This is a genomic window from Limnobacter sp. UBA7229 (assembly GCF_002473065.1).
Lineage (GTDB): Bacteria > Pseudomonadota > Gammaproteobacteria > Burkholderiales > Burkholderiaceae_B > Limnobacter > Limnobacter profundi.
Genome location: NZ_DKTN01000017.1, coordinates 135,662 through 159,817 on the forward strand (window position 1 = coordinate 135,662; position 24,156 = coordinate 159,817).

Consider the following 24,156-nt stretch of genomic DNA (forward strand, 5'->3'; position numbering starts at 1 on the left):
AAAAACTAATTAAAAAAAACCACAATTAAAAATTACCCAAAAACCACTCTTTCATTTTCTGTACGGTTTGCTTCAAGCCGCCACCTTGTGAAGCCACGCGGCGGCCACGCAAATGTTGGGCCCGTGCTTCGTGCAGCAAACCCATGGCTGTTGCAAAACGCGGGGTGCGAACCATATCAGCCAAACCACCCGCGTAATCGGGCACACCGATGCGCACAGGTTTCATGAAAATATCTTCACCCAGTTCTGCAATACCAGGCATCAAGCTGGTGCCACCCGTTAACACAACACCTGAGGACAACAATTCTTCGTAACCCGATTCGCGCAAAACCTGTTGCACCATCAAGAACAACTCTTCAAGACGCGGTTCGATGACAGCGGCCAAGGCTTGTTTGGACAAAGTTCTCGGGTCGCGCTCGCCAATGCCAGGCACATCGATTTTTGCGTGTGGATCGGCCAGTACTTGTTTGGCCACACCGTGGCGAATCTTGATTTCTTCCGCATCGGGCGTTGGTGTGCGCAAGGCCATCGCAATGTCGTTGGTGATTTGATCGCCAGCGATTGGAATGACCGCAGTGTGGCGAATTGCGCCGCCAGTGAAGACGGCAATATCAGTGGTACCACCGCCAATGTCGATCAGCACCACACCCAATTCTTTTTCATCTTCAGTCAATACAGCCATGCTGGAAGCCAGGGGTTGAAGCATCAGGTCCTGCACTTCAAGCCCGCAACGGCGTACACACTTCACAATGTTTTGTGCTGCTGAAACAGCCCCTGTCACGATGTGTACGCGCGTTTCCAAACGCACACCGCTCATACCCAGTGGCTCACGCACATCTTCCTGACCATCCACGATAAATTCTTGCGGCAACACATGCAGAATTTGCTGGTCGGTTGGAATGTTCACCGCCTTGGCGGTTTCAATCACACGGGCCACATCGGCCTGTGTCACTTCACGCTCTTTAATGGCGACCATACCCGAGGAGTTGAAGCTGCGAATGTGACTGCCGGCAATGCCGGTGAGTACAGTTTTAATTTTGCAGTCCGCCATTAACTCCGCCTCTTCCAAGGCCTGCTGAATGGAATGCACTGTGGCTTCAATATTGACCACCACCCCTTTTTTCAACCCCCGCGATTCGTGTTGCGCCACGCCTATGACTTCGAAGCGGCCGTCAGGCAGCAACTCCGCAACCATGGCCACAACTTTCGCAGTGCCAATGTCCAGCCCAACTATCAAATCTTTCGGCTCTTTGTTCATGGTGCCCAGTTTCAATTTTTCATATTCAGTTCAATTTCACGCTTGAAGCCCCAGCAGGCTTTGACGCCGCCAAACGCTCGCCCTTTACTGCAACACCCCGTGGATAGCGCAGATCAATTCTCTCTACTGCTGCCATCACCTGGCTTGTAATTTTTGGATAAACCGCCAGCAGTCGATCCATTTTCTGTTCTATGCTGAAATTCTCTTGTGTGCGGCCCAGTTCAATCGTGATGCCAGTGTCTGTTTCAATCGACCAGGCATACCGATCTGACAACTCCACACGCGAGGGCCACATGCCCAGCGTTTTCAGTTTTTCAATACTTGACACATACATTTTGGAAACAAGCAGTTCGCTGCCTGCTGGCCCATTCAACACGGCCAACTGCTGGTCTTCTGCCACCTCGGCCAGGTTGGCAGAGAACACTTCGCCATACGTGTTGACCAATCGTGTTTCTCCCCACAGCGCCAAGGGTGTGTGCCCCTGAATCTGGATGCGCAAGCCACTGGGCCAGGTTCGCTGCACAACAGCCTTGCGCACCCAGGGTTGGGCTTCCACCTGCTCCCGTACTTTCTGCAAATTGGCCGAGAAAAAAGTACCCTCAATTTTTGGCAACACATTGGCTTTGAAACCAATCAAATTCACACGCTCTACATCGCCCACCAATTCCACGCGCTTCAGTTCAAACACCGGGCGCTGAATCAACCACTGAATACACGCATAACCCAGCAGCACCATGGCCAGCGCTGTAAACAGCCCGGCAATAATGCTCATGAGTTTGTCGTCGTTCCAGATGGCTCCCAACATTTAGCGCGCGCCCCCCACGTTCAAACCAGATGCTTTCAGCCGCGCACTGGCGGCAATCTGCATCACCAAGTCGTCGTACTCCACGCCACTGGCTCGTGCGCTCATGGGCACCAGCGAATGGTCAGTCATGCCTGGCGAGGTATTCATTTCCAGCAACCAGGGTTTGCCACTTTCATCAACCAACACATCGGCACGCCCCCAGCCTGCACAACCCAACACCTGGTAGGCTTTCACGCAAAGCGCCTGCACTTCCGCTTCAAAATCGGCGCTCAGACCGCTTGGGCAGAAGTACTTGGTTTCATTGCCGATGTATTTGTTGTGATAGTCGTAGTTGCCATCCGGGGCCTGAATGCGAATCACGGGCAGTGCATGCGCACCTGCGCCTTCGCCCATCACGGGCACAGTCAACTCTTGCCCGCTGACAAACTTCTCTGCCAGTACATTCGGGTCGTACTTGTATGCCAGCTCGAAAGCGGCCTGTAGTTGATCTGCTGTTTTTACCTTGGTCAAACCAAGGGTCGATCCTTCCTGCGCTGGTTTTACGATCAGGGGCAGGCCCAAGCGTTGCACCACTTCATTCACATTGAAACCAGGCTCAAGACGAACGTAATCGGGCGTGGCCAGGCCTTGACTGATCCACGCAGCTTTGGTCAGAATTTTGTCCATGGCCAGGGCCGAGGCAGTCACACCGCTGCCGGTGTAGGGAATATTTAGCCACTCCAGCACACCTTGAATCGTGCCGTCTTCGCCAAAGCGGCCATGCAGGGAAATAACAGCGCGGTCGAAACCGCCTTGGGCCAATTCAACCATGCTGCGTTCGGCGGGATCAAATCCATGCGCATCCACGCCGTTGCGCTGCAAGGCGGCCAGCACCATGCTGCCTGATTTCAACGACACTTCCCGTTCAGCAGAACGACCGCCGAACAGCACTACCACTTTGCCCAAGCCTTTTGCGTCAATCCGTGTGCTCATGGCTTGCCTCCCATGACACTGGCGACCAGGCGACCAGGCAATGCGCCAATTGAACCTGCACCCATGGTGATAACCAAATCGCCGTCACGCGCTATATTCAAAATCGTACTTTCCATCCCATTCATGTCTTCTACAAATACAGGTTCTGTGCGCCCGGCCACACGCACAGCGCGGGCCAGTGAGCGACCGTCTGCCGCAACAATTGGTGCTTCACCAGCGGCATACACTTCTGACAAAATCACCAGGTCTGGTGTGCCCAAGACCTTGACGAAGTCTTCAAAACAGTCGCGGGTGCGCGTGTAACGGTGGGGCTGAAAGGCAAGTACCAAGCGCTTGTCCGGGTAGGCACCCCGCGCGGCCGCGAGTGTAGCAGCCATTTCAACAGGGTGATGTCCATAATCATCGACCACCAGAAAGTGCCCTCCCTCTTTGGCGGCCACTTCGCCGTAATGCTGGAAGCGACGACCAACACCATTGAATTTTTCAAGGGCGGTAACAATCGCTTCATCGGACACACCAATTTCCGTGGCCACGGCAATTGCTGCAAGTGAGTTGCATACGTTGTGGTCGCCAGGCAAGTTCAAGGTAATGTCCAGCGGTGCCTCGTCTTCACGCAACACCGTGAACTTCATTTGCCCTTGGCAAGCCTGAACATTCACTGCGCGAATTTGTGCCTGCTCCGACAAACCGTAAGTCACGATCGTCTTGGACACAAACGGCATGATCTCGCGCACACAAGGATCATCGACGCACACCGCAGCCACACCATAGAAAGGCAGGCGCTGTGTGAACTCCACAAAGGCTTGCTTCAAACGTGCAAAGTCATGCCCGTAGGTTTCCATGTGGTCGGCGTCAATATTGGTGATCACTGCAATGACCGGCATCAGGTTCAAAAACGATGCATCTGATTCATCAGCCTCAACCACCATAAATTCGCCAGTGCCCAGCTTGGCGTTTGCACCCGCCGAATTCAAACGTCCGCCAATTACGAAAGTGGGGTCGAGTTTGCCTTCAGCCAGAATGCTGGCCACCAAACTGGTAGTCGTGGTTTTGCCGTGCGTGCCAGCCACAGCAATGCCCTGCTTCAAACGCATCAATTCGGCCAGCATGACAGCGCGTGGCACCACAGGCACCCGTGCTGCGCGCGCTGCCAACACTTCAGGGTTGCTGCCGCCAACAGCAGTGGATGTAACCACTGCATCTGCACCCGCAATGTTTGACCGTTCGTGACCTGTAAACACGGTGGCACCCAATTTGGCCAGTCGCTGAGTCACGGCAGAATCAGACAAGTCGGAACCGCTCACCTTGTAACCAAGGTTAATCAATACTTCGGCGATTCCGCTCATGCCAGAACCACCAATCCCTACAAAGTGCACATGTTTGACTTTGTGTTTCATACCTTCGCAACCTGTTCAATGTAGTTCGCCACTTCCTGAGTGGCTTGTGGTTTGGCCAAGGCCCTCGCCCGCTCTGCTTGTTCAAGGCATGTTTCCCGGCTGATTTGTTGCAACCAGTTCGCCAGCCATGTGGCGTCCAATTCGTGTTGCTGACGCAGCCAGGCCGCATTCTCTTTCACGAGAAAACCTGCGTTGTGGGTTTGATGGTCGTCAACAGCATGCGGAAAAGGCACAAACAACGCTGCAACACCAATGGCGGCGACTTCCGCAACAGTCATTGCACCAGCCCTGCAAATCACCAAATCGGCCGCAGCCATGGCACCTGCAACATCATCAATAAATGCCAGCTGCTGGGCGCTTACGCCAGCCTTTTCATAGTTGTCGCGCAAGGCGGGCAAATTTTTCTCTCCCGCTTGGTGCACCACCTCAGGCCTGCAATCTGCGGGCAAGTTAGCCAAGGCTTTGGGTACCACCTCATTCAAGGCTTGTGCACCCAAACTTCCACCCAACACCAATAATTTCAACGGACCACTGCGGCCAAGAAAACGCGCGCGGGGCTCTGGCTGGCTGTAAATCATTTCACGCACGGGGTTGCCCACCCAATTGGAATTGGGCAGGGCATACGGGAAAGCAACCAGGTTTCGATCTGCCAATTTAGCCAACACCTTGTTGGTCAAGCCTGCAACCGAGTTTTGCTCATGCACCACCAAAGGAATATTCAGCAAGCTGGCCATCATGCCCAGCGGGAATGCCACATACCCGCCCATGCCCAACACTACCGCGGGCTTGGTGCGGCGAAGAATTTGAACTGACGTCCAGAATGCACGCAACAATTTCAAGGGCATGAAGACCTGCTGCACAAAGCCCTTACCGCGAAAGCCTGAGAACACCAAGGTATTCATTTCAACGCCATGTGCCGGCACCAATCGGCCTTCCATGGCCTGTGGGTTACCCGCCCATTGAACCTGCCAACCACGGGCTTTCAATTCAGAGGCAACACTCAATCCCGGGAAAATATGACCGCCGGTACCACCTGCAACAATCAATGCCAATCGCTGTGCTTTGCTCATGCCGCACCTCCCCGCATCATGGTTCGGTTCTCATGATCAATGCGTAGCACCAGTGCCAAAGCCGCACAGGTCACGAGTATTGCGGAGCCGCCATAACTCATCAAAGGCAAGGTCAAACCCTTGGTGGGCAGAACACCCAAATTCACGCCCATGTTGATAAAGCACTGAACTGCAATCCAGATGCCTACGCCCTTGGCCACCAAACCGGAGAATGTTCGCTCCAGTGCGATGGCCTGGGCACCCACGGCAAAGCATCGTTTGACGATGTAGAGGAACAGCAAAATGACAACCGTCACACCCACAAAACCAAGCTCTTCTCCAATGACCGCGAGCAGAAAGTCGGTGTGGGCCTCGGGCAGGTAATGCAATTTTTCAACACTGCCACCCAAACCTACGCCCAATACTTCACCTCGCCCAAAAGCGATCAAGGAATGTGACAACTGATAGGCCTTGTTCAAAGCGTTGTCGCCTTCCCATGGATCGAGGTAAGCCAACAAGCGGGCACGGCGGTAATCACTGAAGGCGATCAACAAGGCAAATGCCGCACTTAGAGCGAACAACACACCAAAGAAAACCCGTGCATTGATGCCACCCAAAAACAGGATTCCGAACACCACCGTGACAATCACGATGAATGCCCCCATGTCAGGCTCCAGCAAAAGCAGCATGCCCACCAGGAACATGGCCATGAACATGGGAAACAATACCTTCCCAAAACGCTGCATATAGGCTTGCTTGCGCACGGTGTAATCGGCTGCATAAATGATCGCGCAGACCTTCATCAATTCAGATGGCTGAATATTCAGTACGTACAGCGAGAGCCATCGGCGAGCACCATTCACCTCTTTGCCAATTCCAGGAATCAGCACCAAGACCAGCAAAGCGATGCAACACAAAAAGACCAATGGCGCCAACTCTTGCCAGGTTTTCATTGGAATCTGGAAAACACAAAAGGCCGCCACAAATGCCACTGCAATGGATACCGCGTGCCGAACCAAAAAGTGCGTGGTTTGATAGTTGGCATACTTGTTGGAATCGGGCAAAGCCACAGTGGCGGAATACACCATCACAAGCCCAAGGAACAGCAGCGCCAACACAGCCCAAATCAGGCCTTGGTCAATGGCCTGAGACACCGCAGGTCCACGGTTGACTTTGTACATGGAGGATGACAAACCACCACCCGCCGCAGTGGCGGGGATCAGGCTCTTGAACTGCATGCTGCTCTGATCTTTCTTGCCCCAATTGCCTAGCATGGCTGCCCCCTGTCGGCCGCAATGGCTCGAACGGCATCCACAAATACCTCAGCTCGATGCACATAATTCCTGAACATGTCCAGGCTTGCGCATGCAGGGCTGAGCAACACACAGTCGCCCTCACGGGCCTTGCTGGCCGCCACTTGAACAGCCTGCTCCAAAGTACTTGCTTTTTCGCAGGGCACCTGCGCACCGGCAAGGACACTCATCATGTTGTCAGCGTCTTTCCCAATCAACACCACATGCTTGCAGTAATTCGATACAGGCTGAATCAAGGGCGAGAAGTCCTGCCCTTTTCCGTCGCCGCCGGCGATCAACACGGTGGGCTTGGCCAAACCGTTCAATGCCGCCACAGTGGCCCCTACATTGGTGCCCTTGCTGTCATCGAAATAATCGACACCATCAATTTGCACAACGTGCTGTACCCGGTGAGGCTCGCCCTGGTAGCTGCGCAACCCATGCAACAACTTGGCCATTGGCATACCAAGGCCTTGGCACAAGGCCAAAGCAGCCAACGCATTGCTCGCATTGTGCAAGCCCACTACTTGCAAAGCCTCGGTCGGCATCAACAGCTTTTGGCTGGGTTCTGATTCCTCCTGCTTTTTGCGGCGAGTGGATGTCAGCACCTCTTGGTCTCCAACCAATTGCGCCAGCCACAACATACCGCCCTCCCGAATCAGGCCAAAGTCATTGGCATGAACAGGGGCACTTGTGCCAAAGGTGATCACCTCGGCTCCAGCAGGCAAATTGACCTTGGCCACGAGTTCATCATCCCGGTTCAGCACACACACGCCGTTCTCCGAAAAGATTCGGAACTTGTCTTCGGCGTACTCCCGCATGTCGGGGTGCCAATCCAGATGGTCTTGCGTGATGTTGAGCACGGTCGATGCATCAAACTTCAAGCGCTTGGTCCAGTGCAACTGGAAACTCGACAACTCAAGCACCCAAACATCGGGTAAATCATCCACTTCCAATTGCTCACGCAAAGCATCCAGAGCAGCCGGGCTGATGTTGCCTGCTGCAACAGCCTTTTTCCCGGCGAACTGCGCGAGGCATTCCACCATTCGAGTTGTGGTGGTTTTTCCATTGGTTCCGGTAATACCCACCACTTGCGGTTTGTAGTTTCTACTTTGCTGCAAGGCCTGAAGTGCGTCGGCAAACAGGTCAAGTTCAGAATCAACGGAAGTGGAATGTTCCGCAGCCTGTGCGAGCACCCCGACCATCAGAGGATGAGAAGGCGGCAAACCAGGTGACACCACCACACGGTTGAAGTCCCAATTCAAATCGCCTACCGAATTGAACACGCGCACATCGGGTTGAATGGATTGCAACTCTTGCAATCCTGGAGGCGTTTCACGCGTGTCGATCACAGTCAACCGGGCACCCTGCGCAAGCGCCCAGCGCGCGCAAGCCAAACCAGACTCGCCGAGTCCGACTTGCAAAACCGACTGATCAAGAAGCAAATTCATTCGTTTCAACTCAATTTGAACGCAATTTCAACGCAATTTCAGCGTAGACAAACCAATCAACACCAGAATCATGGTGATGATCCAGAACCGAACCACAACCTGGGTTTCCTTCCAGCCACTCAGTTCATAGTGATGGTGTAGCGGCGCCATTCGGAATACCCGTTTCCCACCGCTGTACTTGAAATAGAGCACTTGAATCATGACCGAGAGGGTCTCCGCCACAAACACGCCACCCATGATGAACAACACCACTTCTTGGCGAACAATCACAGCAACCGTACCCAGCGCACCACCCAAAGCGAGTGCACCCACATCACCCATGAACACCTGTGCCGGGTAAGCGTTGAACCAGAGGAAGGCCAAACCTGCGCCAGCAATAGCTGCGAGGAAAACAGCCAGCTCACCTGCGCCTGGAATGTATGGCAGCAGCAAATATTTGGAGTACACCGCATTGCCGGCCACGTAGGCAAAAATCGCCAAGGCGGATGCCACCATCACTGTGGGCATAATCGCCAAGCCATCCAGGCCATCGGTCAAGTTCACCGCATTACTGGTGCCCACGATCACAAAGTAAGTCAGAGCGATAAAACCCCAAACACCCAAGGGGTAGCTGATCGACTTGAAAAAGGGCACTATCAGGTCTGCATTGTTGGGCAGGTGCATTGAAAAACCGCTTTCAACCCAGGCCACAAAAATATCCAGCACTTCCTGTCCGCTTTGTGCAGAAACGGCAAAAGCCAGATAGAACGCACAGATCAACCCCACCACGCTTTGCCAGAAATACTTCCATTTCGCTGACAAGCCCTTGGGGTTGCGATACACCACTTTGCGGTAATCATCGACCCAGCCTATCCAGCCGAAACCGAAGGTGACGAGCATCACCACCCACACAAAACGATTGGAGAGATCAGCCCACAACAGGGTTGAAATACCAATACCAATCAAGACCAACGCACCACCCATGGTGGGTGTACCGGCTTTGGCCAAATGAGTTTGGGGACCATCATCACGTACAGATTGACCAATTTTGTATTGAGTCAATTTGCGAATCACCATGGGCCCAGCCACCAGCCCAACCAACAGTGCAGTGGCACATGCCAACACCGCACGCAAAGTCAAATAATTGAAAACACCGAATGCGCGAATGTCTTGCGCAAGCCATTGGGTAAGCTCAAGAAGCATGGTTAGCCTCCCCTGAATGATGTTGAATCAGCGCCTGCACAACTCGCTCCATTTTCATGAAACGGGAGCCCTTGACCAGCACAGACCATCGGCCTTGCTTCGTAGTATTCATGGTGTTTTCTATTAAGGTTTCTATGTTTTTGAAATGTATTGCACCCTCGCCGAAGGCCAATACGGTGTGCGTGGTCGCGTCGCCAAGGGCATACAGGTGTTTGACGCCGACCTGTTTTGCATAGCAACCGACTTCAGCATGGTATTCATCTGACTGATTGCCCACCTCACCCATGTCGCCCAGTACCAGCAAAGTACTGCCTGCCTGCTGACCAAGCACTTTGCTTGCAGCATTCACAGAATCAGGGTTTGCGTTATAGCTGTCATTGATCAACAACATCAGTGGCGTGTTCAAGGCAATTTGCAGGCGTCCACTCACTGGTTGAAATGCATTCAAACCTTTTTGAATTGCTTCATGAGTACAACCCGCTGCATGGGCCGCAGCTGCCGCTCCAGTTGCGTTGGCGTAGTTGTGTTCACCAATAAAATTCGGGTGCAATTCAATGTGCTTACCCAGAGCGCTTAGCATCACAGTGGATTGTTCAGAATCACGCCGTGCTGGCAAAATATCGAAATCCGCACCGCATCCAAAACGCAAGGTGCTTTTGCCGGTTGACAGCGCTTGCCAACAAGCATCGAACTCTTCACTCACCGGAAATACCGCACAACCATTGCGCGGCAAATGAGTGAATGCACTGCCGTTTTCTTTGGCGACAGCCAACACGGTTTTCATGAATTCCTGGTGCTCTCGCTGTGCATTGGTCAGTAGCACAACATCAGGTTTTACCAACCCGGCGAGGTAATCAATCTCCCCGGGGTGATTCATGCCCATCTCAATCACGGCCATCTGGTGCTGAGATCGCAGTTTCAACAATGTTTGTGGCACGCCGATGTCGTTGTTCAGGTTACCCGCAGTCACCAGCACTTGATCGTTGCCACATTGCGCCTTGCAGATGCTGCCCAACATTTCTTTGCTGGTTGTTTTGCCATTGCTGCCCACTACAGCCAACACCTTCAAATCAAACTGTTGCCGCCAGGCACTGGCCAAGGCACCCAAGGCAAGACGAGTGTCATTCACCACAAACTGGGCAATCGGCAAATCGAGTTCGCGACTAGTCACCAAAGCAGCAGCACCCGACTGCATCACCTGCTCTGCAAAATCATGGGCATCAAATCGTTCACCAATCAAACACACGAACAGATCACCCTTTTCAACCAAACGACTGTCTGTTTGAATCAGGCGCACAGCACCTGGCACCTCTGGCGCATCCTGTTTCAACTGCTTACTCAAAGCAGTCGCAACGTGTTCAAAGGCCCAGTTCAACTCAAGCATGCGCACCTCGCTTGCCCAGCGCGCTCGTCGCGCACTGCACATCTGAATGCGCAATTACTTGTGCACCAATCGTTTGAGTACTTTCGTGCCCCTTGCCAGCCAATAACACGACATCTTTGGCGCTCGCTTTGGCAACGGCAAATTCAATGGCCCGCACGCGATCAACCTCGACATGAAGTTTGTCCTGCCGGGCCTTGTCGATTCCATCCACTATCTCTTGCAGAATGTTTTCTGGTTTTTCACTGCGTGGGTTGTCTGAGGTAACCACCACGAAATCGGCTTTGTCAGCTGCCGCAGCTCCCATCAAAGGGCGTTTGCTGCGATCCCGATCGCCACCACAACCAAACACCACCCACAGCTTGCCTTGGCGTTTGTTGGCAAATGGCCGAAGCGCCAGTAGTGTTTTTTCCAGTGCATCTGGGGTGTGCGCGTAATCAACAACCACCGCCGGTTCGCCTTCAATGTGCTGCATGCGTCCAGGTGCTGGAGTAACCTCTGCCAAAGCGCTCTTCACCTGGCTTGCGTCGTACCCAAGTCTTATCAAAGTCGCAAACACCAATGCCATATTGTCAGCATTGAATTCGCCAATAATGGACGTGTCGATCTGGGTGCTTGCACCGTTGATTTTCAATTCAATGCGTTGGCCGTTTTCTTGATGGGCAACACTCAGAATTTGGCACTCAGCACTGTCTGCGCGCCCTACAGCGGAGCAATCAATATTTCTGCGCTGCACATTGGCCAAAAACTCCATGCCGAAAGAATCATCCGCATTGACCACCGCCAACCGCAAAGTCGGCCAGCTGGCCAGAATCATTTTGGAACGGCCATATGCTGCCATGTCCCCGTGATAGTCCAGGTGATCCTGAGATAAATTGGTAAAGAGGGCGACATCGATGCTGACACAGGCCAGCCGACGCTGCTCAAGCCCGATCGACGAAGCTTCAATGCAAACCGTGTCGAACTGGTGTTGACGCAATTCATGCAGCAGGTGATGAACGCCCACCACATCTGGAGTGGTCAAACCGGTGTGAGCCTTCAATTGATCCGGCTCGCCATAACCCAAAGTGCCGATCACAGCGGCTTTCTTGCCAAGATGATTGAGTGCCTGCGCCAACCAGCGGGTAACAGTGGTTTTCCCATTGGTGCCCGTCACCGCAATAATGGTCATCGCATCGCTGGGGGTTTCGTAATAACCAAAAGCCAGGTCGGCTAACATGGTTTTCAAATGCAGTACGGGCAACACACTGGCGCTTTGGTAGGCGCGCTGGTCGTCATAATCGACCAGTACAAGACCACACCGCTGCTCGATCAACAGATCATCGGCCAAATTTCGCGGATCAAACTTTTCACCAGGCACGGCAAGAAACACATCCCGAGGACCTGTCAAGCGACGGTGATCTGTCACCAAGCCCGAGCAATCGGCGTAGAAGCCGCGCTCATGAAGCTCAGCCAACACCTCGGACACAGAATGCAAGTAAGCGCTGATCATAGGCGACTCCCTGCTGCGCTCGGTGCGGCAACAAACTTGCGCAACTGCTCTGTGGACTCGATTGCATCAGGCTGCACATTCAAACGAGTCAATACGCTTTTGGTAATGGTCGAGAACACTGGCGCCGCAACCAAACCACCGTAGTACACCCCCCCCTTGGGCTCATCCACCATAATGGCGACGATGACACGAGGATCAGAAACAGGTGCCAGGCCAACATAAGAGGAAACGTACTTGTTCACGTAACGTCCACCTTCCTGCTTGTGTGCTGTACCGGTTTTGCCAGCAACCCGGTAGCCCTGCACCTGCGCCTTGATGGCTGTACCTTCCGGCCCGGAGGCCAGCTCAAGCATGTGCAACATGCTATCTGCAACTTTCTCGCCAATCACCCGGTGGGACACAACAGGGTCTTGCGGCCCACGCTTGATCAAGGAGGCCGGAACGAAGTGTCCCTTGTTTGCAAAGATAGTGTACGACTGCGCCAACTGAATCAGGGACACAGAAATACCATGCCCGTAGGACATGGTCGCTTGCTCGATCGGACGCCATTTATTCCAGGGGCGCACACGACCAGCCACTGAGCCGGGGAATGCAATCGAGGGAGTTTGTCCAAAACCCAGCAAATTGAAAAAATCCCACAAATCCTTTCGCTCAAGCTCCAGCACAATTTTTGAGGTACCGACGTTGCTGGACTTCTGAATGATTTCCTCAACAGTCATGACACCATGCGGCTTTGTGTCACTGATTGTGGCCGGCCCGATCGACATACGTCCATTGCCAGTGTCAATTTTTGTACTGGCTTTTACCTTGCCTTGATCCATCGCCAAGGCCACACCAAATGGCTTTAAGGTTGAACCGGGCTCGAACATGTCAGTGAACACTCGGTTGCGCAACTTTTCACCATGCAACTGCCCCCTGTTGTTGGGGTCGTAGGTGGGAATATTGGCCATGGCCAGCAATTCACCAGTTTTCGCATCCAGCACCACGGCAGCGGCAGCCTTGGCCTTGTGCTGCTCAACCGCTTTCTTCAGCTCCGACAAAACGATGTACTGCACATCTGCATCCACGGACAACACCAAATCCTGTCCATTCACGGGCGGGCGCAGCTCCCGAATGTCTTCAATCACATTGCCCAGGCGATCGCGTAACACATTTCGTTCGCCGTCTTCACCTGTAAGCCGGTCATTGAAAGCAAGCTCGACGCCTTCCTGGCCTTTGTCTTCAATGCTGGTAAAACCCACCAAATGCGCCATGGTCTCGCCTTGGGGGTAATAGCGCTTGCTCTCGGTCACAAACCCCAAGCCAGGAATTTTCAATGCCTTGGCTTTTGCGGCAACATCAGAATCCACCTGACGGTCCAGATAAACAAATGCGCGCTTGGAATCTTTACGCATCTGGGCAATCATTCGGTCGGGCTTCAAACCAAGTACGGCCGCAAGCTTGCGTAGATCTTCATCCTTGGCATCTACAATTCGACGGCCGTCATACCACACAGCCTGGGCCGGAACACTTTGCGCCAACACCACCATATTGCGATCCAGCAAACTGCCTCGACTCGCCTGCAGTGGAAGCGTACGCTCCAGGCGTTTGGCGCCCTGTTCCTGCAAGAAGTCATTGGAAATAACCTGCAAGTAGGCAGCGCGCGCGATCAAGCCACCAAATGCCAGAAAGATGCACACCAAAACAAAACGCGATCGCCAGGCTGGCAATCGCATTTCCAACAATTCTGATCCGCCGAAACGAACAGCTTTACTCACGTTGAAAGCCCCCCTCCAGCTGCATGAAAACCACCGAGCCCGGGGCCGGAGGATTCATATCCAGTCGGGTGCGCGCAACTTCATCCACACGCTCACCTTTGGCCAAGGCCACTTGCTGCAATTGCAAACGGGTAAACGCCACTTCAATCTGGTGCTCAGCCTGTTGCTCCTGGCCCAATGCAACAAACAAGGTTCTCGCAGCGTGTTGCTGCTCAACCACCAACATGGCGCAAAAAATCACCAAAGCAAGCAACAGAATATTCAAGCGCCCCATGCGTTCCCCCCTACCGAAGGACCAGCCGGCCACTCGGCCAGCTTCTCAGCCACGCGCAACACGGATGAACGTGAACGGGGGTTCAACTCACACTCTTCTTTGCTCGGCTTGATGCGATCCAGCTTTCTCATCAACGGCGTGGGCTCGGGCAGCGGTAGTTTGCGCAAACGGGCATCCTGTTGCGATTTTGGATTCGCCAGCTTCTCAATAAATTGCTTGGTAATTCGATCTTCAAGTGAATGAAAGCTGATCACCGCCAGCCTTCCACCCACCTTCAATCTTTTGAAGGCCGCAGTTAAACCTTGTTCGAGCTGCGCAAGCTCCTGGTTGACGTGAATCCGTAAAGCCTGAAAGGTGCGCGTTGCAGGGTCCTGGCCCGGCTCCCGCGTGCGAACTGCCCCTGCCACGATCTGGGCAAGGTCGAGTGTTGTAGTGATCGGCCGCTCCGCGCGGCGAGCAACAATCGCTGTTGCAATCTGAACAGCAAACCGTTCTTCCCCATAATTCTTTATCACCTCTTTGATTTCCCGGGCCTCTGCCCGAGCAAGAAAATCGGCCGCTGACTCTCCAGCCTGCGGATCCATGCGCATGTCCAGTGGACCATCCCGGCGGAAACTGAATCCCCGCTCAGCCTGATCGATTTGGGGTGAAGAGACGCCGATATCCATCAACACGCCATCCACTTGATCGATCCCCAGCAAATCAAGCGCCGACTCAAGATCGGCGAACGCACTGCGAACACCCCGAAAACGGGAGTCTTTGATTTCACCCATGGCCTGAACTGCTTGAGGGTCACGATCAAGGGCCACGAGTTGCCCCTTCGCCGAAAGCTTTTCGAGCAAAGCGCGGCTGTGTCCGCCCCTGCCAAAGGTACAGTCCAGATAAAGTCCATCGGGCGTGTGCAACAGGGCGTCAACCGTGGGTTGAAGAAGCACGGGGATGTGTTCATCGGCACTCACCTTCAGAAACTGAATTCGTTCAGTGATTCAGGCATGCCCGCAGCAATTGCCTTTTCCTCTTCCACCTTCAACAGCGTGGAATCCCAGATCTCAAAATGACTACCCATGCCCAACAACATCACTTCCTTGCTCAACGAAGCTGCTTCCCGCAATTCTGGGGACACCAGAATACGACCTGCAGAATCGATTTCAACATCTGTTGCAAAGCCAAGGAAAATACGCTGCCAAGGGCGGGCGGACATGGGCCAAGCGGCAATTTTTTCTCGATGCTGCTCCCAAACAGGGCGCGGAAACATCAACAAACAGCCGTTGGGGTGTTTTGTAAGCGTCAAGGCTCCCTCGCACTGCATTTGCAGCGCGTCACGATGCTTCTGTGGCACATTCATGCGCCCTTTTGCATCCATTGATAAGGAAGAACTGCCTTGATACACGCGAATTAAATTCCCACAAAATCACACAAATCCCCACGAATCACCACTTTACGCATTATGAAATCGGTGGTCAAGCAGTTCTCTCGAGAAAACGCTTTACAACCAAGGACTTAGAAGCACTTTGAAGAAATTAATCAAGAAAAAATGACTGAAAAAATAAGAGCATAAAGACAACACTGAAAGTAATGTCTTAAGAAATAGCTGGGGAATTAAAACCTGATGAGGGGAAGTAGAAAGCGCGCCTGTAAGCCGGATTCTGTTCAATGGCCTTGCAGCCAAAGTGACAATCATTCCTCTAGGCTGAAAATTACTCTTCAGCTCAAGCCACCTACCCGCGCGCTCGGGGAGCGCCGTTGGCGCTTAAAGCGCCTGCGCGCCTATTTGGTGTTGCTCCAAGTGGGGTTTACCTAGCCAGCCTTGTCGCCAAGCCTGCGGGGGTCTCTTACACCTCCGGTTCGCCCTTGCCTGTGAAAGTTGCCTTTCCATCGGCGGTGTGTTTTCTGTTGCACTTTCCGTCGCTTTGAGTTTTGTCACCAAAACCTTATAGCGCCTGGTCGTTAACCAGCACCGTGCTCACTGGAGTCCGGACTTTCCTCTCCCTGAAATTCAGGCAGCGATTGTCCGACGCACTTTCCGAAAGCAAGTGTAGACCCATCCCAAATAAAAGCCAATCTTTCATGAGATGAAGAAACCCGACGTGTTGGCTTCGCGCGATAAACAGAAGAATCGTTGTAAAAGCCCGGTCGCTCAGAATCTCGAAACCAGCCCGGAACCCCCATCACTGGCAAGGGGCTCAAGTTACAGGGTGCGCGAAGTTGCGCTACCACCAACAACAGCAATCGCTGCAGCTCAGGCAATTCCATGTCAAGCGAAGGAACCTGCACCGGCACCACCTTTGCACACAAACCTTTGTGAGGCGCACTCATGCAATCCAGCAAACCGTGCCCCAACAATAAAACCCTGGCACGGGTACTCCAGCTTTCTCGCTGATCAAGCAGCAAGGTTTTCCAGTCGTGCTGTAACAAGGCCGTGCAGAGCGACCACTCCGTGGTCAAAAGAAGCGCGCCGCTTTCATCGAACAAAGTCAGGGCATCGCGCAAGCGACTTCGACCATTGCCAGACAAACTTCCACTTTGGTCCGCAGAGCAACAGGCGTCCTGTACATGAAGTGCATTGATCAGCTGCTTTACTTTGGGAAATGCCAGCCATACCTGCCCGTTGTACCAATCGTGGGAAAGATCTCGAGTCGGGATCTGGCCAGTTTGCACAAGGCGCTCATATTCGAGCGCCCCCAAATTTTCGGTTGAATGCAAAAAAACGGGGGTGGCCTCAACCAGCTCACCACGCAGATCATTCAACCGACGGGAAACAGCGCCCTCATGATCAAATCGAGAATCAAAACGGGCACGGTTTTCACCATAGGGCCATAGCCAGGGGCTACCTGCTGAGTCTGCCACCACCGCTCACCGAAGACGGGTAACAGTCCAATCCAGCACCTCTCCTGCCCTCAAAGGCACAATCCCACTTTCTGTAACAAAGGGCAGCCGTTGCGGTACTTCAAAAGACTTGCGCTGTAGCTCAAACACACCTTCGTTTACAGGCACACCATAAAATGCAGGGCCATTCAAACTACAAAACTTTTCAAACAGCTCAACGCTTTCCAATGCCCCCATCTGCTCAAAAGCTTCAGCGTACATGGCCATGGCGTAGGGTGCAGAATAACAACCGGCACAACCACATGACATTTCTTTCAAATGCCTGGCGTGCGGAGCACTGTCTGTACCCAGGAAAAACTGCGGTAAACCACTGGTTGCCGCTTTCAACAGTGCCTTGCGATGCACTTCGCGCTTCAACACTGGCAGGCAATACCAATGTGGCTGTAAACCACCCTTGAACAAAGCGTTGCGGTTATAAAGCAAATGCTGAGGTGTAATGGTTGCAGCCAGCAGCAACCTGCCCTGCGCGTCACGCCCCGAATTCTCTGTGACAAACGTGGCCGCTTGCTCAGTGGTGATGTGTTCAAAAACTACCCGCAAATTCGGAAACTGCCGACGCAAAGGCTTCATCACCGTCTCTACAAATGCGGCTTCGCGATCAAACACATCCACATCCGCATCCGTCACTTCACCATGTACCAGCAAAGGCAAACCATGAAGCTCCATGGCCTGCAACACGGCGCCGCATTGGCCCAGCAAATCGGAAACACCAGCTTCAGAATTTGTGGTCGCGCCAGCTGGGTACAACTTCACTGCTCGCACTACACCACTGTTGGCCGCTTTTTCAATTTCCTGAGGGCTCGTCGCACCGGTCAGGTACAGCACCATCAAGGGTTCAAACAAACGCATGACGGCCTGTTCCTCCGCGGAATAATCGCCCGTGCGACAAGCTTTCTCTACGGCATCCAGAATACGCTGACGATAAGCCACGGCTTGATCCACCGTGGTCACAGGCGGCTTCAAATTGGGCATCACAATCGCACGCCGGAAATTCAACGCCGTGGCCGCAACTACATGCTCCAGGGCCTCGCCGTCGCGAAGGTGCAAATGCCAATCATCGGGCGGAGCAATTTGAATGGTCTGAATCATGAGGGCCAGATAAAGTTTGGAACGATCTGTATTTTACCTCACGCAGATTGCCCGAACTTTCTCAGGGCTTGCCGATCAGAATAATCCTCAGGTCATTCACATTGGTCATCGTGGGCCCCGTCATCAACAATCGATCCAGGCGTTTAAAGTAGTCGTAACTGGTGTGTTGATCCAAGTGCAACTGAGGCGCAAGCTTGGCAGCCTTGCAGCGCTGCCTGTCGCCGGGCAACATCAACGCACCGGCATGCCCGCCAATACCGTCAATCCCGTCCGTGTCTGCCGCAATAGCTGCAACCTCAACAGGTGCGCTCATATCCCGAAGGTAAAAAGCCAAAGCCAACAAAAACTCGGAATTGCGCCCACCCCGCGCTTGCCTCAACTGCGTGTCATTCAGGGTTACAGTACATTCGCCGCCACTGATAATCGCCAGCGGAGCAGCAGGCCAGCCCCCTTGTCCCATGGCTGCTTGCCTGGCAATAGCTGCATGCACCTGCGCCACATCTCGCGCCTCACCCTCCAAAGTATCGCCAAGGTTCAAAACCTTGTATCCCTTGACCTCAAGGTGTTGGGTTACAGCATTCAACGACTTCAAATTGCTGGCCAGCAAATGGGTTTTCACTTTGCGAAAAACCAGCGAACTCCGCTTGGGTGTATCAGGCACCGCACCCTTTATCCCTTTCTCGAGATACCTGGCAATTGAGTGTGGCACTTGCACCGCCCAACGCTTGATCACCTCCATGGCGTCGTGAAAAGTACTCTCATCCGGACTAAATGGGCCTGAAGCAATTGAGGAAGGATCATCTCCCGGTACATCCGATATTAACAACTGAAACACGGGCGCACGACAAACTTGCGCCAACTGCCCCCCCAACGTTTGTGTCACATGCTTGCGCACGATGTTCATTTCGTCGATCGGCGCACCGCAGGCCAACAAGGCACGGTTCAACTGCTGCAAATCAACAAAGGGAATATCGCGCACAGGCACGCTGAGCAAACTTGAACCGCCGCCCGACACAAGCGCGATTACAGCGTCATTGGAAGGCACTTCCGAAACGGCTTTGTGTAGTCTGCGCGCAGCACGCTGTCCATCTTCATCCGGCACAGGGTGCGCAGCCTGAACCACCTCGATCGTTGAAGTTTTCACCTCATGTCCGCGCCGGGTTACAACAAACCCTTGCAGTTTTTCTGACGAACCGGCCACACCCTCCAGGGCTTTGGCCATGGATGCGGCCGCCTTGCCTGCACCAAAAACCCACACACGCTCGCGCTCCGGGGCCAACTGGCTCAACCAAGGCATGATTTGCTCGTGCCAAGCCTCCTTCAAGGCTTGCTCGGGCTGGGCCGCCAAAACACCCACATCAAAAACCTCAGTTAAAAGGTCTTTGTAAAAATCATCCTTCTCAGACATGAAAAGTCTCTTAAAATAAAAATCAATTAATCAACAATTTACCAATTAAACCATGTGTCAATTGCTCGGCATGAACTGCAACACGCCAACCGACATTCAATTTTCATTTGAGGGCTTTGCCAAAAGAGGCGGCTTGACCGATGAACATGCAGACGGCTGGGGCATCGCATTTTTCGAAGGCTCCGCGGCAAGATGTTTTATCGATCACCGCCCTGCCTCTGATTCCCCAGTGGCGGAATTAATCCGGAATTACCCCATCCGGTCTTACAATGTGATATCCCATATCCGCAAAGCCACAGTTGGGCAGGTCAAACTTCAAAATTGCCATCCATTCATTCGAGAACTCTGGGGACAGGCTTGGGTGTTTGCGCACAACGGTGATTTAAAAGATTTCAACCCAAGTCTTCAAGGCGACTTTTTGCCCATTGGAGAAACTGACAGCGAACTCGCGTTCTGCCTATTGCTGCAAACCCTGAAAAACGAATTTGGTTACCGTACCGCCGGCAACCGCCCCAGCGTGGCAGAAGTCGATGAGGTGCTTCGCCCGGTGTGTTCGAAGATCGCTGAACACGGCACCTTCAACATGCTGCTGTCCAACGGGCAAGCGATGTACACGCATTGCTCTACCAAACTCGAGTACATCGTTCGCGCACATCCTTTCAAAGCCGCGCATTTGGTTGATTGCGACATTCAAGTCGACTTTGGTGCCGTAACCACACAGAACGATCGGGTTGCGGTAATTGCAACCTCGGCGCTCACGAACGACGAGGTATGGACACCCTTCGAGCCGCAATCCTTTCTGGTGTTCGAAGACGGCCGGCCCGTGCTGAAGAACGGTCACAGCCTGCTTTTATAAACATTTGAAGCCAAAAGACAAAGGCTCGCGATGCTCCAACTCCGTCAACAGCGTTTCACGCTGTTGACGGGAGAATTCACCCAACATTTCGGTGGCTGTATAAAAACGTTGAAAGCTTTGATCACAGAGGTTGTGCAAAGCCTTGAAGGCAGGCACATATTGAGTGTACAAACCAGACACACCCAACTTCGCGTTGTTCAAATCTTCGGCCATAAACCGGTCATAACCAGCCCATCCGCCCCAAGACTCCTTCAATGCATCGTAATCAACCAGCAACTGCTTGAAACGCTGCTCTTTCAATCTCAACACCTGCGGCGTGTCCAGCCTATTGCTGTTCTCATAAATCTGTTCCAGATCATCGCGAGCACGCGCCAACATAAGCCTGAAAGCATTTCTGCGTGAATCGAATAGATCATACTGCGCCTTCAGCACCTCCCGCCCAGGTTGAGCAAGCCAGGCAATCACCCCCAATTCCTCAACCGCCGTCGCAAAGCTCTCGTTGAACATTGTGTCGTCGGCAATGTAAACCACCTGGTGCGCTAGCTCATGAAAAACCAGCCTGGCCAATTCACCTGCCGGATAATTCACAAAAGTATTCAAAACCGGGTCGGGCGTAAAACCCAAGGTTGAGTACGCAGGCACACCCAGCACCGCCACATCCAAGCCCTGTTTACGAAGGTCATCCGCAAGGGCCGCTGCGCGAGACTCCGAATAAAAACCCTTGTAAGAAATACAACCGATTAAAGGGAAACACCAGGTTTCCAAAGTCAAACTGTCTGGCTGGGAAGCGACCACATTCCACACCGCATAGGCGCGATTCAAGTCAGCGTAAGTGCGGTAACTCCGATTGTCAGGAAGCCCCAGCTGCACCACAGAAAACTCCCGTATTTCCTGGACATATTGCAATTGAGTGCGCAACTTGCCCGAAAGATCAGGACGCAACAACACCTCATCAATGTTCTCTGCAGCCCCAAGAACACGCAGGTGACCCGTGGTGGCCTGCCAAAAATAAGAACCCGTGCTGCAAGCATTCAATAGAACAGCGCTCACCAACAACAAGCCTGACAACATACTGCGCCGAATCATTCCTGCCCTACCTTGGATGAAGAACTTTCATAGTAAAGCACAGCGATTGCCACAGTGAGCAAAACCTGCGATTCTTAACGCTTGTACCAACCAGCGAAGTTTGTTGTGAATCCGAGCAAAATTGAATCCTGGGTCAATACCCGTCGAGACATCCACGCCCACCCTGAATTGCGTTACGAAGAAAACCGTACCGCTGATATCGTCGCCAAGCGGCTTGCTGAACTTGGATACACAGTGGAAACCGGGATTGGACGTACTGGCGTGGTTGGCCTTATTCGCGGAACCCAAGGGCCAGGCAAAATGATCGGCCTGCGAGCCGACATGGACGCGCTCCCCATCCAGGAACGCAATCAGTTTCCGCACGCCTCCCGCCACCCCGGGAAAATGCATGCCTGTGGTCACGATGGACATGTGGCCATGCTGCTGGGAGCCGCGCAGGAAATCGCAGAAAACCGTAACTTCAAAGGCAGTGTTGCCCTTATTTTCCAGCCTGCAGAAGAAGGCGGAGCTGGTGCCCAACGCATGATTGACGACGGCCTGTTTCAGCGCTACCCAGTTGACGCGGTGTTTGCCATGCACAACTGGCCCGGCTTGAAGGAAGGCGAGTTTGCTGCACACACGGGTGCGGTCATGGCATCGAGCAATGAATTTTCAGTCAAAATTCAAGCCAAAGGCGCTCATGCTGCCATGCCTGACCTTGGCATTGATCCGGTGGTCATTGCTGCACAACTCATTCTCGCGTTTCAAACCATTGTCAGCAGAAACTGCAAACCTGTGGAACCTGCAGTATTGTCAGTCACCCAGATTCAGGCTGGCGAAGCAATCAATGTGATACCCGACCATGCGATATTGCAGGGTACTGTTCGTACCTTCAGCATTGAAACGCTGGATTTGATTGAACAGCACATGAGCAAGCTCAGCACCGAGCTTTGCGCAGCCTTTGGTGCAACTGCTGAAATGGAGTTTGAACGCAAGTATCCGCCCACCATCAATTCGGCGGAAATGGCCGAACTGGCAAAGAATGCCTTGAAGCGAGTGCCTGAAGTAACTGCAGTTCACACCAACCTTCCTCCGACCATGGGCGCGGAAGACTTTGCATTCATGCTTCAACACAAACCTGGGGCATATCTTTGGATAGGCAATGGCGATGGGGGTCATCGCACTCACGGACATGGCATTGGGCCCTGCACGCTGCACAACCCAAGCTATGACTTCAATGACAAAATACTTCCGCTTGGTGTTAAGGCATGGCTGGCAATAACGCACGCCTTTCTCGAGGGCACTTGAATTACTTGACTCGATAACCCAACAAAGCCTCAAACTCATGTTGTTTTGGACGTCGCCCCATGACCAGCAACTCTCCCTGACTCGGAACAAGAATCAGGGAATGAACCTTGCCACTTTTCTTCAGTGGTCTCCATGACTTTCCCTGAACAATCATCAATTCTTCAAAAATTGCAGACTCGAGAACAAAACGGTGTTCCCTGCGTTCAAGCACACCACTTACGGGCGCCGACATCACTCGCAAAGCATCTGGAGGTAAATCAAAGGTCGACACCAGATTAAAACGGGGCTCCCTTCGCGCAGCATCGACTATTAATTTTGGATCCAGCCCCACCGCAGCTGCATACAAGGCATCGTCGGGCAATTTGGCAAACAACGACTGGTTAACAGCAAATGCCCGTTGATACCCCAATTCATCAGCGCCGTCATAATGACTTAACATCGCTTTTTCTGGCGGAAGAAGAAAAAACAGATCGCTGTGCAACGATTGAAACCCTTGTCGACCCACAAAACCAGCCCCCCAGGTGGAATCCACTACCTTCCAAACACCATCGACTTTGACTGCATTCCAGACATGATTGACAGGTTTGCCATTCCGGTGCGATGTTGCAGGACCACCTTTCACCAAACCATAAATTGTCTTTACCTCAAGGCCTGCCATTTTCATCAAACGATGAGTTACATCGGCATAAACCGCACAACTACCGCCCGCAAGCTTGTGCAGTTTCTCAAGTGAATGTTGTGACGGATCCCCAATCCTGTTGGCCAAACCCGCGTCATGTTTGAAATGATAAGTGACCCACCGGTAGACCAACCAGGCCCTCTCTTCATCCGTTTCAGCAACCGAAAGTAAGGAATGAAATTTTGATTCTAGCCGTGTTTCATGCGTAGCCAGTGTTTGGTGAAAGTGGGTATTTAGTTGCTGGTATCGAGAAACGCCTTTATCAGCGCAAACGGCAAACGGGATAAGAAGAACCAATAGGCCAAAAATATACCGTGACCGATGATCAAGAAGATACTTCAACTTCAATTCCAAGATAAACAAACAGAAAGCAACGAAGATATAGGAATAAATGCAAAATCACATGAAACGAACACCAATTGGGACCAAGCAGCTTCGTTCTGAAAAAGCTTCGTTCTGAAAAAGCTTCGTTCTGAAAATTGTGCAGACGCCGTTAGACACGGTTGAATCGCAGTGGAGCACCGTATTGATCTGAAATAAAAAAACCCCGCCTCA

At 52.8% G+C, this 24,156-nt stretch carries 20 protein-coding genes, 1 other RNA gene and 1 pseudogene; 2 read left to right on the forward strand and 20 right to left on the reverse strand.

Annotation, left to right across the window (positions count from 1 at the left end):
* Positions 1 to 25 precede the first annotated feature (25 nt).
* The 18 genes and pseudogenes from ftsA to B4C79_RS10390 all read right to left on the reverse strand — a co-directional run bounded on the left by ftsA (position 26) and on the right by B4C79_RS10390 (position 19,693).
* Entirely contained in the window at positions 26 to 1,258 is a 1,233-nt protein-coding gene (gene ftsA, locus B4C79_RS10310; RefSeq protein WP_105029701.1) for a cell division protein FtsA, read from the reverse strand.
* Between the two features lie 25 nt (positions 1,259 to 1,283).
* Complete coding sequence (locus B4C79_RS10315; RefSeq protein ID WP_105027277.1) at positions 1,284 to 2,063, reverse strand: cell division protein FtsQ/DivIB; 780 nt, start codon at positions 2,061 to 2,063, stop codon at positions 1,284 to 1,286.
* Positions 2,064 to 3,035 carry a D-alanine--D-alanine ligase gene (locus B4C79_RS10320; RefSeq protein ID WP_171100594.1) on the reverse strand — a complete coding sequence of 324 codons (972 nt, stop codon included), beginning with the start codon at positions 3,033 to 3,035 and terminating at the stop codon, positions 2,064 to 2,066.
* Positions 3,032 to 4,432, reverse strand: a complete 1,401-nt coding sequence (gene murC / locus B4C79_RS10325) for a UDP-N-acetylmuramate--L-alanine ligase (RefSeq protein ID WP_291739276.1) — start codon at positions 4,430 to 4,432, stop codon at positions 3,032 to 3,034. Before murC ends, B4C79_RS10320 begins: the two co-directional genes overlap by 4 nt.
* On the reverse strand, positions 4,429 to 5,502 hold the full coding sequence (murG, locus tag B4C79_RS10330) for an undecaprenyldiphospho-muramoylpentapeptide beta-N-acetylglucosaminyltransferase (RefSeq protein ID WP_291739275.1): 1,074 nt from the start codon (positions 5,500 to 5,502) through the stop codon (positions 4,429 to 4,431). Before murG ends, murC begins: the two co-directional genes overlap by 4 nt.
* Positions 5,499 to 6,719 (reverse strand): putative lipid II flippase FtsW, encoded by a 1,221-nt coding sequence (ftsW, locus tag B4C79_RS10335; RefSeq protein WP_371133807.1) that lies wholly within the window; start codon positions 6,717 to 6,719, stop codon positions 5,499 to 5,501. Before ftsW ends, murG begins: the two co-directional genes overlap by 4 nt.
* 29 nt (positions 6,720 to 6,748) lie before the next feature.
* The gene (gene murD, locus B4C79_RS10340; RefSeq protein ID WP_291739274.1) at positions 6,749 to 8,224 is read right to left on the reverse strand and encodes a UDP-N-acetylmuramoyl-L-alanine--D-glutamate ligase; all 1,476 of its coding nucleotides are present in this window, start codon (positions 8,222 to 8,224) and stop codon (positions 6,749 to 6,751) included.
* A 27-nt stretch (positions 8,225 to 8,251) separates the two neighbouring features.
* Positions 8,252 to 9,406, reverse strand: coding sequence for a phospho-N-acetylmuramoyl-pentapeptide-transferase (gene mraY / locus B4C79_RS10345; protein ID WP_291739273.1), 1,155 nt, complete (start codon positions 9,404 to 9,406; stop codon positions 8,252 to 8,254).
* A complete protein-coding gene (locus B4C79_RS10350; protein ID WP_291739272.1) occupies positions 9,396 to 10,790 on the reverse strand; it encodes a UDP-N-acetylmuramoyl-tripeptide--D-alanyl-D-alanine ligase in 1,395 nt (464 codons plus the stop codon). Before B4C79_RS10350 ends, mraY begins: the two co-directional genes overlap by 11 nt.
* Positions 10,783 to 12,279, reverse strand: a complete 1,497-nt coding sequence (locus B4C79_RS10355) for a UDP-N-acetylmuramoyl-L-alanyl-D-glutamate--2,6-diaminopimelate ligase (protein ID WP_291751182.1) — start codon at positions 12,277 to 12,279, stop codon at positions 10,783 to 10,785. Before B4C79_RS10355 ends, B4C79_RS10350 begins: the two co-directional genes overlap by 8 nt.
* Positions 12,276 to 13,994, reverse strand: coding sequence for a peptidoglycan D,D-transpeptidase FtsI family protein (locus B4C79_RS10360; RefSeq protein WP_240605750.1), 1,719 nt, complete (start codon positions 13,992 to 13,994; stop codon positions 12,276 to 12,278). Before B4C79_RS10360 ends, B4C79_RS10355 begins: the two co-directional genes overlap by 4 nt.
* 34 nt (positions 13,995 to 14,028) lie before the next feature.
* Complete coding sequence (gene ftsL / locus B4C79_RS10365; protein WP_105027286.1) at positions 14,029 to 14,310, reverse strand: cell division protein FtsL; 282 nt, start codon at positions 14,308 to 14,310, stop codon at positions 14,029 to 14,031.
* Positions 14,298 to 15,269: a 16S rRNA (cytosine(1402)-N(4))-methyltransferase RsmH gene (gene rsmH / locus B4C79_RS10370; protein ID WP_105027287.1), complete on the reverse strand. Its 972-nt coding sequence runs from the start codon at positions 15,267 to 15,269 to the stop codon at positions 14,298 to 14,300. Before rsmH ends, ftsL begins: the two co-directional genes overlap by 13 nt.
* 2 nt (positions 15,270 to 15,271) lie before the next feature.
* Entirely contained in the window at positions 15,272 to 15,700 is a 429-nt protein-coding gene (mraZ, locus tag B4C79_RS10375) for a division/cell wall cluster transcriptional repressor MraZ (protein WP_105027288.1), read from the reverse strand.
* Positions 15,701 to 15,929: 229 nt separating this feature from the next.
* Positions 15,930 to 16,333, reverse strand: an RNA gene (gene rnpB / locus B4C79_RS10380) — RNase P RNA component class A.
* Between the two features lie 83 nt (positions 16,334 to 16,416).
* A pseudogene (locus B4C79_RS15880) lies at positions 16,417 to 17,160 on the reverse strand (DUF3025 domain-containing protein); the annotation flags it as partial.
* Between the two features lie 3 nt (positions 17,161 to 17,163).
* Entirely contained in the window at positions 17,164 to 18,285 is a 1,122-nt protein-coding gene (gene pyrC, locus B4C79_RS10385) for a dihydroorotase (protein WP_291739591.1), read from the reverse strand.
* Between the two features lie 61 nt (positions 18,286 to 18,346).
* On the reverse strand, positions 18,347 to 19,693 hold the full coding sequence (locus tag B4C79_RS10390) for a glycerate kinase type-2 family protein (RefSeq protein WP_291739592.1): 1,347 nt from the start codon (positions 19,691 to 19,693) through the stop codon (positions 18,347 to 18,349).
* Between the two features lie 52 nt (positions 19,694 to 19,745).
* Between B4C79_RS10390 and B4C79_RS10395 the strand changes: the two genes are divergently transcribed.
* Positions 19,746 to 20,549 carry a class II glutamine amidotransferase gene (locus tag B4C79_RS10395; RefSeq protein ID WP_171100611.1) on the forward strand — a complete coding sequence of 268 codons (804 nt, stop codon included), beginning with the start codon at positions 19,746 to 19,748 and terminating at the stop codon, positions 20,547 to 20,549.
* Here B4C79_RS10395 and B4C79_RS10400 read toward each other — a convergent pair.
* On the reverse strand, positions 20,544 to 21,635 hold the full coding sequence (locus B4C79_RS10400; protein WP_291739593.1) for an aminopeptidase: 1,092 nt from the start codon (positions 21,633 to 21,635) through the stop codon (positions 20,544 to 20,546). The genes B4C79_RS10395 and B4C79_RS10400 overlap by 6 nt on opposite strands.
* Positions 21,636 to 21,740: 105 nt before the next feature.
* Between B4C79_RS10400 and B4C79_RS10405 the strand changes: the two genes are divergently transcribed.
* On the forward strand, positions 21,741 to 22,922 hold the full coding sequence (locus B4C79_RS10405) for a M20 aminoacylase family protein (RefSeq protein ID WP_291739594.1): 1,182 nt from the start codon (positions 21,741 to 21,743) through the stop codon (positions 22,920 to 22,922).
* Between the two features lies 1 nt (position 22,923).
* On the opposite strand, the gene B4C79_RS10410 is transcribed toward B4C79_RS10405, so the two are convergent.
* Positions 22,924 to 23,943 carry a transglutaminase domain-containing protein gene (locus B4C79_RS10410; protein ID WP_291739595.1) on the reverse strand — a complete coding sequence of 340 codons (1,020 nt, stop codon included), beginning with the start codon at positions 23,941 to 23,943 and terminating at the stop codon, positions 22,924 to 22,926.
* Between the last annotated feature and the right edge of the window lie 213 nt (positions 23,944 to 24,156).